Raw genomic sequence first — 16,076 nt, 5'->3', positions numbered from 1 at the left:
GTTAAGTATCTGAGCCTGCGAATAAATTTACTCTTTCTTCACAAGAACTTCAGATTAAACAATCCGTAGTACAGCGCCACGCCGGCCAAGGCCATCGCGGCGATCGTGCCCCAGGGCATGCGGACGGCCGTAACCGATTCCGCGGCCAGCTTGCGCCGGCGCGTCCATGCCAGGGGCAGCAAGCTCAGAAAGGCGATGGTGACGCGCAGGAACGCAAGGGTAAGCGGCGGCAGGCGCTCGCCGACTTCCTTGGTGACGGCAAAGGTACTGCCCCAGATCAGCATCGTGATCAGCAGCAGGATAACGGCTCGGCGGTGCTCGAGCATGCAGCGGGTCATGAATGTCGAACCGGCGAAATGCCGCCGGACAGCGGCCGAATGCCTGGACGCCGGGCCGGCGCGCGAACAGGTTCCGCACCTCCCGCGGGATTCAAAGCGCAGCCAGCCTCCTGACCACCAGTGCAGCCAGATCCCTGGCCAACGCCTCGCGCAGAATGCTCTGTTCCCGCTGATTCGCCAGCATCGTCGCCGTGCTGTAGCTGTAATCGCGCGTCAATTCGAGCTTCTGTGCTTCGATCAGTTCCTCGCTGCCCTCCGCGCCTTGAGCAACCACCGAATACTCGATCGCATAATAGACCTCATATTCCTCCGGCGTGTTGCGCGCGGAAACCGACAACACTCGCTGGTCGCTGTCGTCGTTTAGGATACGAATGACCGCCGTGGCATCGCGACGCTCCTCGGTCAGACGCGCCCCGGAAGCGCGCAGAGCATCACGCAGAGCGCGGCTGAAATCGGTATAGCGATCTTCGGTGTCCACATAGGTGATCGCCATCCGCTCCGGCAATCGGGCGGTTCCCTGCAGCTGCCAACCGCAGCCGCTCGGAACGATCAGCCAACAGCCCAGCAATACGATGACAAAGCGCCGGATACCCTCGTGAAGCACGCCAGAACCGCCGCGCAACCAGCCAGACAACATCATCTTTACCTTTTCGTCATGCCGCATATCCCGTACGAATCCGGTCGATACGTTCGCTCCGGATTTTCTCGATCCATGTCTTGGCTCGACCATCCTGGCGCACGGCCGGCGGCGAGGCATGCCAGGATCAGCCCTGGACGACCACATTGGCCAGTTTGCCCTTGACGACGATGACCTTGCGCACCGTCTTGCCTTCGACCCATTTGCTCACACCCGGATCCGCCAGCGCCGCCGCGCGGACCAGCGCCTCGTCCGCGTCGACCGGTACGATGACCCGTCCACGCAACTTGCCGTTGACCTGCACCACGATCTCGATGCTGTCCTTGAGCAATGCCCGGGGGTCGGGCATGGGCCAGGCGCGATCGATCAGGCCGTCCTCATGCCCCAGCGCCTGCCACAGCCCATGACAGACATGCGGGATGATGGGCGAAAGCATCTGCACCAGCAGTTCGAGTGCCTCACGCCTGACCGCGCACCCCTGTGGGCTGGCATCATCGAACTTCGCCAGGATGTTCATGAATTCCATCACGGCGGCAATGGCGGTGTTGAACACACGGCGGCGCCCCATGTCGTCGGTCACCTTCGCCAGGGTTGCATGCGCGGCGCAACGCACCTCCCGCTGGGTTTCATCGAGCGAATCCGGATCCAGCGCGGCGCTGGGCTGCGGTGCGGCGGCAAGATGCTCGTACACCATTCTCCATAGCCGGCGCATGAACCGCGCCGCACCCTCGACGCCGTCGTCGGACCATTCCAGCGTATCCTCCGGTGGAGACTTGAACATCATGAACAGCCGTACGCTGTCGGCGCCGTAGCGCTCCACCAATGCGGTCGGATCCACGCCGTTGTTCTTGGACTTCGACATGGTCCGCATGCCTTCCCACTTGACCGGCAGGCCATCCGCCGTCGAATGCGCACCGACTCTCGCCCCCTTCGCGTCGAACTCGATCTTGACGTCGGCCGGGTTGAAATACTGGATCCGCCCATCCTTGCCCTGGCGCGAATAGATGTCGTTGAGCACCATGCCCTGGGTGAGCAGTTTCTCGAAGGGTTCCTTGACGTTCAGCAGGCCCAGGTCGCGCATGACGCGCGTCCAGAATCGCGAATACAGCAGATGCAGAATGGCATGCTCGATACCGCCGATGTACTGGTCGACCGGCATCCAGTAATCGGCGCGCTCGTCAAGCATGGCGGCGTCGCTGTCGGGACAGGCGAAACGGGCGAAGTACCAGGAGGAATCCACGAATGTATCCATGGTGTCCGTTTCCCGGCGGGCAGGTCCCTGGCACTTCGGGCAACGGCATTCATGGAACGACGGCGTTTTCGCCAGGGGATTGCCGCTGCCATCGGGCGTCAGCCCCTCCGGCAGCACTACCGGTAAATCCTCATCCGGCACCGGTACGTCCCCGCATGAGGGGCAGTGGATCAAGGGAATCGGACAGCCCCAGTAGCGCTGCCGGGAAATACCCCAGTCGCGCAAGCGCCACTGCACCTGCCGGTCACCCAGGTCGCGGGCCTTCAGCTCCGCGGCAACCGCCTCGACCGCCTGCTCGTGGTTCATGCCGTCGAAACGCCCGGAATTGATGCATGTGCCGTAGGCGCCGTATTCCGGCTGCCACGGGTAGGGCACTTCATCTCCCTTCGCATGACGAATGACCGGCTTGATGGGCAGGCCATGCGTGTGGGCGAACTCGAAATCACGCTCATCATGTCCCGGCACGCCCATGACCGCGCCTTCGCCGTATGTCATCAGCACATAGTTGCCGACCCACACCGGGATCGTTTCACCGGACAGCGGATGCGTCACATACAATCCGGTCGCAACGCCTTTCTTTTCCGTGAGCGCAAGGTCGGCTTCCATGGCAGTGCCGCGCTTGCACTCCGCGACGAAGGCCGCAACGGCAGGGTCGTTTTGTGCCGCGTGGCTGGCCAGCGGATGTTCGGCCGCGACGGCACAGAACGTTACGCCCATGATGGTATCGGCACGCGTTGTAAAGACGTTCAGCCGCTTGCGCTCGCCGTTCAATTCATAGGGAAACCCGATGCGCACCCCCTCGCTGCGCCCGATCCAATTCGCCTGCATGGCCCGCACGCGCTCCGGCCAGCCCGGCAGCTCATCGAGCGCCTCCAGCAGATCCTGCGCATACTGGGTGATGCGCAGGTAATACATCGGAATTTCGCGCTTCTCGACCGGCGCTCCCGTGCGCCAGCCGCGGCCGTCGATGACCTGTTCGTTGGCCAATACGGTCTGATCGACCGGATCCCAGTTGACGATTCCGGTCTTCTTGTAGGCGATGCCTTTTTCCAGCATGCGCAGAAACATCCACTGGTTCCAGCGATAATAGGCCGGTTGGCAGGTGGCCAGTTCGCGTTCCCAGTCCAGCGCGAACCCCAGCGACTGCAGTTGACGCTTCATGTAGGCAATGTTGTCGTAGGTCCACTGCGCCGGCGGCACCCCGTTGGCGATGGCGGCATTCTCGGCAGGCAAACCGAAGGCATCCCAACCCATGGGCTGCAGAACATTGCAGCCCTGCATCCGCATGAAGCGGGTGATCACGTCGCCGATCGTATAGTTGCGTACATGCCCCATGTGCAGACGCCCGCTGGGATAGGGGAACATGCACAATGAATAAAACTTGGGCCGGGTAGTATCCTCGCCGACGCTGAAGGCGCGCCGGGAAGCCCAAAAGGCCTGGGCCTGCGCCTCGACGGCGGCAGGGTCGTAGCGTTCTTGCATGGAGGTCGATCGCGGCTCAATGGGAAGCGGACAAGGATAGCGGCAGCCGCCCCCCGGAACCAGGGGACATCTCTAATTTGGCCGGAGCGGCCCGGAACAGTCCCGGAGCGGCTCGATGCCGTCCCGACGCCGCCCTGCCGCGCTAGTCGCCCAGCGCGGCCCGCAGGGCGCTGATTTCCTCGGCACCGTCGCGCATGATGTGTACGCACTTGTCGTTATCCAGGCCCAGGCGCCAGAAGGCGCTGACGCCTTGCATGTTCAGCTCCAGGTCGGCTTCCTGATCGATGAATGCCGACATCATCACCGCGACGCTGAGCACATCCGTGACATCCGGCTGCAGGACCGAGCGCTCCACGCTTTCGTGCTCGCCGACCGCCTCGGCGATATGCTCGGGAAATCCCCAGTTCTCCACGATCGCCTTGCCGACATTCGCATGCCAATCGCGCATGACCTGCGCAAGCAGCTCGGCATCTCCCGCCAGCCCGGGATGGCGATGGGTCCGGGCCAGGATGTAGAGCTTGCCGACGTTGTGCAACAGGCCTGCCAGCATCGATTCATCGACATTCATATCGGTGCGTGAGGCGATCGCGTGGGCCAGCGCGGCCACCAAGGTAGCCTCCTGCCACAGCGATTCAAGCTCCTTGGCGATATGCTGCAATTCGTTTGCGCGGCGCAGTTGCAAGATCGCAAAGGACACCGCGGCAGTACGCACGTTGTTGTGGCCGATGCGATTGATCGCGGTCTTGAGCTCCGAGATCGCGCGGCCGCTTCTATTCAAGGCGGCGGAATTCGCCAAGGTGAAAACACGCGCTGCAAGCCCGGCATCCGAACTTACGACACGAGCGAGTTGCTCATTGCTTACGTGTTCGTCGGCGAGCACCTTGCGTACACGCACGGCCACCTCCGGGAACGACGGCAACTCCACCCTGCCGCTGGAGACCTCCTGCGCAAGTTCAGTGACGAAGGCAAAGGCGGCCGAACTGCCGGCCGGCACGGTCGGGACTTCGGTTTCGATCGGATAGGTCGTGCTCATGAGTCGTGATCCAGTCTGATTTCCAAGGTCGAATGCCTCCATGGCAGATCCGCCGGCCGCATCCTTCAAGTAGCTGTACGGGCCAGTTGCATCGCCTGATGAGTCGTATGCTTTCTGAGCAGCTCCGCGGCGATCTGCTGCAGCGGCAACACCTGCTGGGCGGCACCCAGGCGAACAGCTGCACCGGGCATGCCCCATACGACGCTGCTGGCTTCGTCCTGGGCGATCGTGCAAGCCCCGGCCTCCAGCATCTCCTTCAAGCCTCGCGCACCGTCATCGCCCATGCCGGTCAGTATCACGCCGGTGGCGTTCGGGCCGACATTCCGGGCGAGCGAACGAAACAATACATCGACGCTGGGTCGATGCCGGTTCACAGGTTCCGCCCCGCTGAGGAAGCAGCGATAGCGCGCGCCATCGCGTTCCACCAGCAAATGCCGATCGCCAGGGGCAATATAGACGTGACCGGGCAGAATGTATTGGCCATTCTGCGCTTCGCACACCGACATGGCCGAACAGCGGTTCATGCGCTCAGCAAAAGGCCTGCTGAATGCCGCGGGGATATGCTGAGAAATCACCATTGCAGCGGCATCCGCCGGCAGCGCAGCGAGCAGCTCGCGGATCGCCTCCGTACCGCCGGTGGACGCACCCACGGCCACGATGCGATCGGTGGTGCGCAGCACGGAACACGCCGCCGCGGATGCTCCGAGGCCTGCTTCGACGCCGATTCCCGGTTGCTGGAGACCCGCCGCCGGCGGGGCCGCGGCGGGAGCGCGGACGCGCGCGCGCGCTGCCGCTTTCACTTTTTCGATGAGTTCGTCGGCATAGTCCGCCAGGCTGCCGGCGATATCTATGCGCGGCTTGGCGACGAAGTCGACGGCGCCCAGTTCCAGCGCCCGCAAGGTCACCTCCGCGCCCCGCTGGGTCAGGGAAGACACCATCACCACCGGCATGGGCCGCAGGCGCATCAGATTCTCCAGGAAGGTGATACCGTCCATGCGCGGCATTTCCACGTCCAGGGTGATCACATCGGGATTCAGCTGCTTGATGCGCTCGCGCGCGGCATACGGGTCGACCGCGGTACCGACGACCTGAATCTCCCGATCCTTGCCGAAAATCTCGCTGAGAATCTTCCGTACCAGCGCAGAATCATCGACGATGAGCACTTTGATGGTCATGGCTGGACATTCCTAGAACAGATCGATCTCGCCGGCCACCGGCGCTTTCTCCAGGCCATGCAGATAGCGCTGCTCCTTGGAAGCGACGCCTACGCCATGGCGTGAATTCAGATGACGTACCCGCGCACGGCCGCTGAGCGGAAAGTACTGCACATGGCGAGGCGAGGTTGAGCCGACATCCTCGGACGTCACTCGCAGGCCCTCCTGGCATAGATAATCCCTGACGAAGGCGACGTTGTGGGTGCCGACATCCGTGAGGCTGGACAACACTCGCCCGCCGCCGAAGATTTTCACTTCCAGGTCGGCACGCCTGCCACCGACGCTCAGGATACGGTTGATCAACTGCTCCATCGAGGCGCTGCCGTAGCGGGTCGCGCGGCCGGCGACATTATCCCAGGTATCGTTGCCGGAACCGCTGGGGCGCGGCAGCATGAAATGATTCATTCCGCCGATTCCCAGGCGCGGATTGCGAATGCAGGCGGACACGCACGAACCCAGCACGGTATCGAGGATTTCGTCCTGACGGGTGACGTAGTAATCGCCCGGCAGCAGCTTGACGATCTGCTGTCCAGCCGCGTTGCGATAGCGGCGGATGGATTCGAAGCCGGGGGACGGATGCGATGATCTGGCTTCAATCATGGGAATCGCCTGTATTTCTACGATAGATTGTCTTGCCGACCAGACGAAGCGGCGCCGTGCCGTGATGGATGGATTCGGAATGCCCGATGCACAGATAGCCGCCCGGCACCAGCAATTCTGCGAATCGGCGCACCAGCCGCTCACGCGTCGGCTGATCGAAATAGATCATGACATTGCGGCAAAAGATCACGTCGAAAGGCCCGCGCATAGGCCAGTTGTGCAGCAGGTTGAGCGTACGAAAGGTCACCCTGTCACGCACCTCCCGCTTGAGCATCGCGCGGCCCGTCTGCTCGTTACGGCCCTTGTGAAAAAACCGGCTCAGGCGTCCCTGCGGAACCGCCTCCAGGCGCTCCACCGGGTAAATCCCACCTTGAGCCGAGGCCACTACGTTGCTGTCGATATCCGTCGCCAGGATCTTCAGATCCCAGCGGGCCGAAGAACCTATCGCCTCGATGGCAGTCATGGCCAGGCAATACGGCTCCTCTCCGGTCGAGCAGCCGGCCGACCACAGGCGGATCCGCCGGCTCGCAGCATTGCGCTGCATGGCTTCGGGAAGCATGTAGGAGGCAAGCGCCTCGAAATGATGATTCTCCCGGAAGAACGCCGTGACATTCGTGGTCAGGGCGTTGATCAGCCTGACCAGCTCTTCGGGGCCGGATTCCCGCACATGGTCGCAATAGGCTGCATAGGATGACAGCCCCAGCTCGCGCAGCCGCCGCCCGAGCCGGCCCTGCACCAGCTGCCGCTTGTTCGGGCCCAGCACGATGCCCGCGTTCTCGCCGATGACATGCCGGATGAACTCGAACTCGGCGTCGCCAAGCACGGGACCGTGCACGATCGGATGAGGATCGACGGCGTCATCCAGCGTGGTGGCGCAGCGGTCCACAATCGATGTCACGACAACGTCAGGCCGCTGACAGGGCTACAGCCTCGGCGACTTCCCCGCCGATGAGGCGATCGATATCCAGCAACATGACCATGCGCCCGGAAATCGCCGCAATGCCTTCGATGAATTCGGTGCTCACCTGTTCACCGAACTCGGGGGCGGGCTTGATATCGTCGCCGGCCACATCCACCACATCGGACACTCCATCGACGACCAGGCCGAAATCCCGACGGCCCACCGCCGACTCCACCGACAATACGATAATGACGGTCAGCGGCGTGTATTCGGCATGTTCCAAATTGAAGCGCATGCGCAGATCCACGATCGGAACGATCGAGCCGCGCAGATTCAGCACGCCCAGTACGTGCGCGGGCGCCTGAGGAATGCGCGTCACCGGCGACCAGCCGCGAATCTCCTGAACGCGCAGGATGTCGACTCCGTAGGTCTCCTCTCCCAGCGTGAAGGTGAGCATCTGGTTCGAGACGGTCGACTGGGGGCCCGTGTGTTGACTCATGAAATGGACTCCACTGAATTCCTAGAATTCGCTCCAGCTGCTGTCATCGCCGCTGGCGCGGGCCAGCGGTGCCGGGCGGGACACAGCGTCGTGCGCCGCACGGGCGCGCGCACCGACGTTGACGGCAGGCCGCCTCGGCGTAAACGCGGCAGCGGCGCTGTGCGGAAGCGCGCTCTCCACGGACGACTGAGCCGCCGTCGCTGCGCCACTGCGGAAATAGCCGATCTGCGCCACCAGAGTGTTGGATTGCTGCTCCATGGCCTTGCTGGCGGCGGACGCCTCCTCGACCAGCGCGGCGTTCTGCTGAGTGACATTGTCCATCTGACTGACGGCATTGTTGACCTGCTCGATGCCCGCGGACTGCTCCTCGCTGGCCGCGGCGATCTCGGCGACGATATCGGTCACCTTCTTGACGCTTTCCATGATTTCCGCCAGGGTCTTGCCGGATTCATCCACGAGTTCCGAGCCGACCTTGACCTTGTCGACCGAATCGTTGATCAGCTCCTTGATCTCCTTGGCGGCGCTTGCACTGCGCTGCGCCAGATTACGCACTTCCGTGGCGACGACCGCGAAGCCGCGTCCTTGCTCGCCGGCGCGAGCCGCCTCGACCGCGGCGTTCAACGCCAGCAGATTCGTCTGGAAGGCGATTTCGTCGATGACACCGATGATATCGGCAATCTTGCGGCTGGACTCGTTGATCTCGCCCATTGCGCCGATGGCGCGATGAACGACGGCGCCGCCCTTTTCCGCCTGTTCGCGCGCACCCACCGCCAGCTGGTTGGCCTGGCGGGCATTGTCGGCGTTCTGTTTCACTGTAGCGGTCATTTCCTCCATGCTGGAAGCGGTTTCCTCCAGGGCCGCCGCCTGCTCCTGGGTACGCTGTGACAGGTCGTCGTTGCCGTGCGAGAGCTGGCGCGCCGCGGCGCCGACCGCGTCGGCGCTGCTGCGCACACCGCCGACGATCTCGACCAGCTTGCCGTCCATGCGCTTGAGGGAATCCAGCAGGCGCCCCAATTCGTCATTGCCGGCCGCGCTGACTTCATTCCCGAGATCGCCACCGGCGATGCGGTCGGCGATATGCACCGCGGCAGCGAGTGCCTGGCTGATGGAGCGAACCAGCAGGAAGCCCACAAAGGCACCCAGCGTGATACTCAGGATGATTGCCGCGATGATGATCGCGCTCATGCGCTTGAAGCTCGATTCCGCCGTCGCCCGCATGCCCTGCGCGACCTCGATCTGGGTCTTCAGCAGTTGATCGCCGGTGGCGCTCAACTGCACATAGGTCGGGCGCGCCTTTTCGATCAGGGTGGTTTCGGCCTTCTGGAATACGCCAGACTCGGCAGCCGCCAGCGCCTCCTGGACGAATGTGATGACATCGCCCCCCTGGCGGCTGAACTGATCGACGATGTCGCGTTCCTTGTCGGTCAGATCGGTGGCGCGTAATTTTTGCAACAACTCCTTCACGGCCGCCTCGCGCTCACGCAGCAGGCCGCTCGCCGCCCTGACCGCAGGCGCATCCTGGCGGATGATCACATCCTCCGCCATCTCCAGCACTTCCCGTTCGTATGCTTCGATCGTGCCTACCCAGCCGGTGGGCATGAAGCGGTTGGAGAAAATGCCGTCGAGATCGGCATTACTGCGATAGGTGCCCGAAAGCCCCAGCATGCCGACCACGATCATGACCACGCCGGTCATGGCCAGCGTCGAAAAAAGTTTCGCCTTGACGCTGATATTGAAAATACTCATGCCGATTCCTCAACGTTGGTTCGAATATATATTTTCGAAGACGAGTCAAACTGAAACTCAAGCGGCCACGCGCTGCATGGCCACACGTACCAGGCCGGAAACATCCAGGATCAGCGCCACCGCGCCATCTCCCAGGATGGTCGCGCCGGACACCCCATCCACACGACGGAAATTGCTTTCCAGCGATTTGATGACTACCTGCTGCTGTCCGAGCAGATCGTCGACAAACAAACCTACCTTGCGCCCTTCGCCTTCCACGACCATGATCAAGCCTTCATGAAGTTGGGTGGTGCGGGGCTGGACGCCGAACACCTCGTGCAGGCGCATGACCGGCACGTAGGCATCGCGAAACCAGAACACTTCGCCCTGGCCCGCCACGCGATTGACCATGCCGGGCTTGAGCTGCAGCGACTCGATGATCGTGATCAAGGGCACGATGTAGGTCTCCGTGCCCACCGCCACCGACTGGCCGTCGACGATCGCCAGCGTAAGGGGCAGCGTGATGATGAAGCGCGAGCCGGCGCCGGGCGTGGAGCGAACCTCGATCGTCCCACCCAATTCCTTGATGTTTCTGCGCACCACGTCCATGCCGACGCCGCGCCCGGAGATGTCGGTCGTCTGCTCGGCCGTGGAGAATCCGGCGCCGAAAATCAGATCGTGAATGGCCTCGTCGCTGAGCACCTCATTCGCTCCGACGATACCGCGTGCACGCGCCTTCGCGAGAATCTTTTCCTTGTCCAGGCCGCCGCCGTCGTCGCTGACCTCGACCGTGATGTTGCCGCCCTTGTGGTAAGCCTCCAGATAAACCGTGCCATGGGCCGGCTTGCCCGCCGCCAGCCGCACCTCGGGCTGTTCGATACCATGATCGACGCTGTTGCGCACCAGGTGCACGAGCGGATCGCCGATCTTCTCCAGTATCGTCTTGTCGAGTTCAGTCTGATCACCGGTCATTTTCAGGGCGACTTGCTTGCCCAGGCGCTGGCTGACGTCACGGACCATGCGCGGGAAGCGGCTGAACACGAAACTGATCGGCAGCATCCGAACACGCATGACGCTTTCCTGCAACTCACGGACGTTTCTTTCGAGTTGCGCCAGTCCCGAGCGCAGCTGCTCGGCCACATGGCCGGGAATCGTCGCGCCTAATTGAGTGAGCATGGATTGGGTAATGACGAGTTCCCCGACGATATTCATGAGCTCGTCGATCTTGTCCGTGCTCACACGAATGGAACTTGCATCGCCGAGTCCGCTTTTGGCGCCTTCGGTGCCTTCCGCGGGCGTACTCGTCCCACGTGCGGGCTCGACCGCCGGGCGGGCCTCGCCGACCAGGCTGACGACATTCCCGGAGGCCGCTGCGCCCGTTGGGGCGCCGGCCGACGGCGAGTTTCCAGCCGGAGCGCTCGTGGGTTCGGCGGATGCCGCCGGGGACGCGAGCGGCCGGACCGCGTCGATGCCGGAATCGCCGGCGCTCAGGCCATCACTGGACGCCGAATCCTGTTCGATATGCAATTCACAGTCGCCCTCGGCCCAATCAAACACCTGGGCGATGACTTCCCGCGTCACCTCGGTGTCGAGCGTGAGATCCCACGACAGATAGCAGGACTCAGGCTCGAGTTCGGTCAGCGGCGGCAGGTCTTCGCTTCGGGCCGTCACCGTCAGATCGCCGATTTCCGCCAACTCACGCAGCATGCGCAGGGGATCGTTGCCGTGCGCGAACAGCTGCGGATAGGGCTTGAACTGGATGCGCCAGCGCCGCGCCATCAAGGATTCCGGCAGAGCCTGAGCGACCGGCGCCGACAGCGACTCCGGTTGTGAGGCGGCCGCGGCCGGGGTTGGGGTCGGGGTCGGGCTTGCCGCGGGCGCGTTATCCTTCTGGGCGATCGTCAATTCGAGGTCGAACTGCAAGTCCGCGACCCGCTGTGCGTCGATCGGTTCCTTGTGCTGTACCGCGCGAAGCATCTCACGCATGACGTCGACCGATTTCAACAGCAGGTCCGTGATCGGGCGCGTTACCTGCATGCGATTGCCGCGAAGCTCGTCCAGAAGCGTTTCGCAGGTATGGGTAAACGAGGCGACTTCGGAAAAACCGAACGTCGCGCTGCCGCCCTTGATCGAATGCGCGACGCGAAAGATCGTGTTGATCAGCTCGGGATCCGGCGCACCCGGGTTGAGCTTGAGCAGCGCCGACTCCATCTGGTCGAGTGCTTCGAAACTTTCATCGAAGAACGCATCGTGAAATTGCGCAAGATCGATCGCCATGACTACCTCAGCACGCGGTGCATCGTCGCAACCAGTTGCGCCGGGTCGAAGGGCTTGACGATCCATCCGGTGGCGCCTGCCTCCTTGCCCTCTCGCTTGCGCTCCACCGAACTCTCGGTCGTGAGCATCAGGATGGGTGTATGCCGGTAGGATGATTCGGCGCGCAGCGCCCGGATCAGCTCGATGCCGTTCATCTCAGGCATATTGACGTCGGACAGCACCAGATCGAACGATGTCTGCCGCGCCAGTTCGAGCGCCTCCTGACCGCTGGCCGCCTGAGTCAGATCGAAACCCGCATCAGTCAGCGCGATGCGCACCATGTCGCGCATCGACGGCGAATCATCAACGGCAAGGATGTGCGTCATAGCGAAGCTCTCATGGCTGACTGTTCATGGCTGGCTGTTGAGCCGATTCCTTGGATGCCGAAACCGTCATCGCAGCGTCCATCGGCGGTAACGATAGCAAGGGCTCGACGCCGAGTACGGCGGCCGCCTCGCGCACGATCGCCGTGTCGCCTGACCAAGCGATCGGGTAGCCCTGCCCGGCACGTTCGCGTGCAAAGGCGCACAACAGCTGTATGGCGGCCGTATCGATCCGTTCCACGGCATGTGCATCGAGCATGACGAGAGCGGGTTCGGCGACGAAGTCGCACAAGGATTGTTTCAAGGCGGCCGCGTCTTTTACGCAGCAATGGCCGGCCAGCACGACATGCGCGCCCGACGCGGCCGTCCCCGGCGCGTGTGCCGCGTCCTTGACGCGAGCCGGCGCAGTGGAACGGTTCTTTCTTTTCGTCGTCTTCATGATGAGTGGTTGGCAACGGCAAGCTGACTGACGCGATTGATCAAGTTCGCTTTATCGTATCGGCACCTCGCCGGGTGTCTTTAGCATCCTCAAGCTCCAGGGACATCTGCCGTTAATAGAGTGAAGTAGTTCACGCTATGGCGCCTGCAACTTTCGATCATGCGTGTCGAGCTGTTGAATTTTCGCGGGATGGGAGCCGGCTCCAGTCCCAGCCTGCTGTCGGAATGGCGCGTCGGCGCCATCGTCCAGGCCGTTGCCGTGCGCGATTCCACCCAGCAGCAGCTGTGGCTGGACATCGGTGCACAGCGTCATCCGGCACGCATCGCCTCCGGCGATATGACCGGCCCTCGTCACGGCGAAACCCTGCAGCTGCGTGTACTGCGCAATAGCCCGGTGCTTGCACTGGAGACGCTCTCATCTTCCGCCTCGAGCGAAGCCGACTTCATGACGGATGCATTGCGCAAATATGTACCGCGCCAGGAAAGCCCGGCGCTGCTGCTGGCGAACCTGGCATGGCTCGCACAGGGCAAGGGCGGCACTCAAGGCCTGCCGCGGGAAGTGACGCTGGCGGCAACCGGCTTGTGGCAGGCGCTGCCGGAGACGGCCAAGCTCGGCGATCCCGCAGCGCTGCGCGACGCCCTGGTCCGCTCAGGCGTATTCCTGGAGGCGCACCTGGCCGCCGGCGCAAACGCGGCGCTGCGCTCGGACCTGAAGGCACTGCTGCTGTCGCTGGTGCGTACACTGCAGTTGCAAGGCGCGCGTGCATCGGCTGCCGGTCCCGGCACTGGGACGCATTTCCCGCTGCCGGCCTCGGGAGGCCCCCTGACTCCCTTGCCTGCCGCTCCTGCCAGTCTTGCCTTGCTCGATACGCCTGCGCCGCAGCTCAACGAACTGGCGCGGCATGCCGAGGGCGCTCTGGCGCGCCTGATGACGACCCAGATCGCCAACTACGCCGCGGGTACGCCGACACAGCCCATCCTGATCGAACTTCCCGTGCGGCACGAGGAACGAGCCTATGTGCTGCGCCTGCGCATCGAGCACGACGGCGCACCGGCGTGTCCGGCTCACGAAGGCCCCGGCACATTGGGCGAGCGATCCGGCAGACCGAACGAGGATTCACCGGATGAATGCGCCGCGCAGAGCTGGAGTGTCGAGGCCGCGCTGGATCTGGGCACGGCGGGTGGATTGCATGCCAAGGTGACGCTTGACGGCCGGCGTATCGGCGTGCAGCTGCGAGCCGAATCGCCGGCCGTCGTGGAAGCGTTGTCCGCACGTGCGGGCGAACTCGAAGCTGCACTGCGAGAGGCCGGACTGGATATCGACAGGATCATGTGTCTGCACGGCCTGCCCGCCGGCGATCCTCGCACACGTACCGTGCGGTTACTGGATGTGAAGGCATGAATGAGCGTCCCCGCCCACCGCTTGCCGTCGCATTGCACTACAACCGCTGCGGCGCGCCGCGCGTGGTGGCCAAGGGCGGCGGCGCGCTGGCGCAACGTATCATCGACACGGCACGCGAGCATGACGTGCCCTTGCAACAGGACAGCGCACTGGCCTGCGCATTGTCGCGTGTCGAATTGGGCAACGAGATTCCGCGCGAACTCTATGTCGCCGTCGCCCAGGTATTGGCGTTCGCCTGGAATGTCACCGGGAAACGCGACGTCGGCTGACTCTCGCCGACCGATGGGTAGGATTGGTTAGGCCTGTCGTCACTAGCTGACCACGCTCAACAAGGAACCGCGCTTGCGGCTGGCCGCAGCGGCGCTGGCTGGACCGGACATCTTCGCATTCATGTGCCCCATTTCCGCATCGGACGCGAGGGATTCCCGCGTCTTGGCGGCATGCAGGCGCGCCAGCAGTTCCGCCTCATGCCGGGTGATTCCGCAGCTGGCGACGAGTTCCTCGGCCGTGGCGCCGTTGCGGACCAACCGTGCCGCAAGATCATAGCCGCGCTGCGCCGAGGTGATCGTGGCTGGCGCCAGCCGGACCTGCGACTCGGTGCGCTCGCCCAAGGCCTCGATGCGCGCATTCATGACGCTGACCGTCTCGTGCAGGCTGCGTAATTCGGAAAACGCCTGTTCGAATCGATCTTGCAACGCGCGTGTCTGGCGCTCGTCGGCCCGTCGCCAGCGCGCAAACGCCAGGGCGAACACCCAGAAAGCACCCGCCAGCAGGATGGCGCGGGCGGCCAGCGCCATCGTTTCCAGCGACGGATTCGGCAGAATTTCGAACATCGCAGCTCCCCTGAGGTCGGTCATGCACCGTGGATGCCGGCGTCAGAATCCCGACGCGAGCAATCCGGCCCAAGAGACCACTAGCAGGATGCGTGCCAAACCCCGCTAATCCCGGAATAGGTGCCTGGCACCTATTCCGGGATAATTCAGATCAACTCATACCCGGCAGCGACAGGACCTCGGTACCCTTGTCCTTGGCGGCCTGTGCCTTGCTGACGGCATCCAGGGCATTGCCGGCATCGAAGTCCGCCGTCGCCTCCGCCCACGAGTTCTTGATGAATTCCAGGCCGTCCTTCGCGTTCTGGAAATTCGCGCTGCTCACATTTCTGGGCAGAGTGCGCATCTTGCTCAGCGTGCCGATACGGGTTTGGATGGCGGACAGCATATTAGGCACATCGGCGCTCAGGGCGGTCCATTGCTCTTTCGCTGCGCTGATGGCGGCTTCCATTTCGTCGCGCCTGGTATCGATCGTTTGTTGCAAGGCGGAAACCTGAGCGGAAACGGACGTTGCTGCCGCAACCACGGCCTTGTAATCCTTGTTGGCCAGCGACTCCTTGAGCGAAGCCAGCGCATGGTCCGCCTGCTGAAGTTCCTCGGATGCGTATTGCTCGGCATCGGCGCGCAGCGAACTCAGGGACGTTTCGATTTGCGCGACCGCCTGCGTGGCAGGTTCCTTCTGGCCGGCGCAGCCGGTGACGATCAGCGCCAGCGCCAATACGGACCAGAACAGTGACTTTTTCATCGAAGGCTCCTTACATTGATTCTTGATTCGTAATGGCTTCACTACTCGATTCGAGCCGGCAAAGCCGCCCGCTCCGGAATCCAACGCCCGGTACGACGTCGGATGACGAACCAGACCGGCCGTAACCCCACATCCTCCATGGACACCGGAATCACCGCGCGTCAGGACATTCCAGACCGAACATCCTGCACCGGCCGGACGATCTCGCCTCAAGGAATCAGCGGCTTCTGTTCCGGAAAGATCTTGTTCGGATCGCTCAGGATATTGCGGTTGGCCGTCAAGATCTGCGGATACGGTCCGGCATCGCCATAATACTGCTTCGCGAGCTTGGACAAAGTATC

General features: G+C 63.1%; 17 protein-coding genes. 2 read left to right on the top strand and 15 right to left on the bottom strand.

What is annotated here, in order from left to right; all coding sequences use genetic code 11:
- Positions 1–38: 38 nt before the first annotated feature.
- The 12 genes from ACG33_RS05875 to ACG33_RS05820 form a co-directional block, all read right to left on the bottom strand.
- Complete coding sequence (locus tag ACG33_RS05875) at positions 39–326, bottom strand: DMT family transporter (RefSeq protein WP_168160030.1); 288 nt, start codon at positions 324–326, stop codon at positions 39–41.
- 103 nt (positions 327–429) lie between these two features.
- Positions 430–978, bottom strand: coding sequence for an LPS-assembly lipoprotein LptE (locus ACG33_RS05870; protein WP_168160029.1), 549 nt, complete (start codon positions 976–978; stop codon positions 430–432).
- A gap of 124 nt (positions 979–1,102) precedes the next feature.
- Positions 1,103–3,709, bottom strand: a complete 2,607-nt coding sequence (gene leuS, locus ACG33_RS05865; RefSeq protein WP_066919517.1) for a leucine--tRNA ligase — start codon at positions 3,707–3,709, stop codon at positions 1,103–1,105.
- Positions 3,710–3,851: 142 nt separating this feature from the next.
- Entirely contained in the window at positions 3,852–4,742 is an 891-nt protein-coding gene (locus ACG33_RS05860; RefSeq protein WP_066919515.1) for an HDOD domain-containing protein, read from the bottom strand.
- Between the two features lie 65 nt (positions 4,743–4,807).
- On the bottom strand, positions 4,808–5,917 hold the full coding sequence (locus ACG33_RS05855; RefSeq protein ID WP_066919513.1) for a protein-glutamate methylesterase/protein-glutamine glutaminase: 1,110 nt from the start codon (positions 5,915–5,917) through the stop codon (positions 4,808–4,810).
- Positions 5,918–5,929: 12 nt separating this feature from the next.
- A complete protein-coding gene (locus ACG33_RS05850; RefSeq protein ID WP_066919511.1) occupies positions 5,930–6,556 on the bottom strand; it encodes a chemotaxis protein CheD in 627 nt (208 codons plus the stop codon).
- Complete coding sequence (locus ACG33_RS05845; RefSeq protein WP_210399189.1) at positions 6,549–7,454, bottom strand: CheR family methyltransferase; 906 nt, start codon at positions 7,452–7,454, stop codon at positions 6,549–6,551. The genes ACG33_RS05850 and ACG33_RS05845 overlap by 8 nt, the downstream gene beginning before the upstream one ends.
- Positions 7,455–7,461: 7 nt before the next feature.
- Positions 7,462–7,956 (bottom strand): chemotaxis protein CheW, encoded by a 495-nt coding sequence (locus tag ACG33_RS05840; protein WP_066919509.1) that lies wholly within the window; start codon positions 7,954–7,956, stop codon positions 7,462–7,464.
- A gap of 21 nt (positions 7,957–7,977) precedes the next feature.
- Complete coding sequence (locus tag ACG33_RS16940; protein ID WP_066919507.1) at positions 7,978–9,702, bottom strand: methyl-accepting chemotaxis protein; 1,725 nt, start codon at positions 9,700–9,702, stop codon at positions 7,978–7,980.
- Between the two features lie 57 nt (positions 9,703–9,759).
- Positions 9,760–11,958, bottom strand: coding sequence for a chemotaxis protein CheA (locus ACG33_RS05830; RefSeq protein ID WP_066919505.1), 2,199 nt, complete (start codon positions 11,956–11,958; stop codon positions 9,760–9,762).
- A 2-nt stretch (positions 11,959–11,960) separates the two neighbouring features.
- Positions 11,961–12,323, bottom strand: a complete 363-nt coding sequence (locus tag ACG33_RS05825; RefSeq protein ID WP_066919503.1) for a response regulator — start codon at positions 12,321–12,323, stop codon at positions 11,961–11,963.
- Between the two features lie 10 nt (positions 12,324–12,333).
- Positions 12,334–12,759 carry an STAS domain-containing protein gene (locus ACG33_RS05820; protein ID WP_066919501.1) on the bottom strand — a complete coding sequence of 142 codons (426 nt, stop codon included), beginning with the start codon at positions 12,757–12,759 and terminating at the stop codon, positions 12,334–12,336.
- A 159-nt stretch (positions 12,760–12,918) separates the two neighbouring features.
- Here ACG33_RS05820 and fliK point away from each other — a divergent pair, with 159 nt between their 5' ends.
- The gene (gene fliK / locus ACG33_RS05815) at positions 12,919–14,160 is read left to right on the top strand and encodes a flagellar hook-length control protein FliK (protein WP_066919499.1); all 1,242 of its coding nucleotides are present in this window, start codon (positions 12,919–12,921) and stop codon (positions 14,158–14,160) included.
- Positions 14,157–14,429 (top strand): EscU/YscU/HrcU family type III secretion system export apparatus switch protein, encoded by a 273-nt coding sequence (locus tag ACG33_RS05810; RefSeq protein WP_066919497.1) that lies wholly within the window; start codon positions 14,157–14,159, stop codon positions 14,427–14,429. The genes fliK and ACG33_RS05810 overlap by 4 nt, the downstream gene beginning before the upstream one ends.
- Before the next feature lie 42 nt (positions 14,430–14,471).
- Here the strand turns inward: ACG33_RS05810 and ACG33_RS05805 are convergent, their stop codons facing one another.
- The 3 genes from ACG33_RS05805 to ACG33_RS16475 all read right to left on the bottom strand — a co-directional run bounded on the left by ACG33_RS05805 (position 14,472) and on the right by ACG33_RS16475 (position 16,070).
- Positions 14,472–14,993, bottom strand: a complete 522-nt coding sequence (locus tag ACG33_RS05805) for a DUF2802 domain-containing protein (protein WP_066919495.1) — start codon at positions 14,991–14,993, stop codon at positions 14,472–14,474.
- A gap of 151 nt (positions 14,994–15,144) precedes the next feature.
- Positions 15,145–15,735, bottom strand: coding sequence for a hypothetical protein (locus tag ACG33_RS05800; RefSeq protein WP_066919493.1), 591 nt, complete (start codon positions 15,733–15,735; stop codon positions 15,145–15,147).
- Positions 15,736–15,944: 209 nt separating this feature from the next.
- Positions 15,945–16,070 (bottom strand): hypothetical protein, encoded by a 126-nt coding sequence (locus tag ACG33_RS16475; protein WP_210399188.1) that lies wholly within the window; start codon positions 16,068–16,070, stop codon positions 15,945–15,947.
- Positions 16,071–16,076: the final 6 nt, after the last annotated feature.

Source organism: Steroidobacter denitrificans, from assembly GCF_001579945.1.
Classification (GTDB): Bacteria; Pseudomonadota; Gammaproteobacteria; order Steroidobacterales; family Steroidobacteraceae; genus Steroidobacter; species Steroidobacter denitrificans.
The sequence above is the reverse complement of the archived record's forward strand: the minus strand, read 5'-3'. Positions and strand labels throughout refer to the sequence as shown.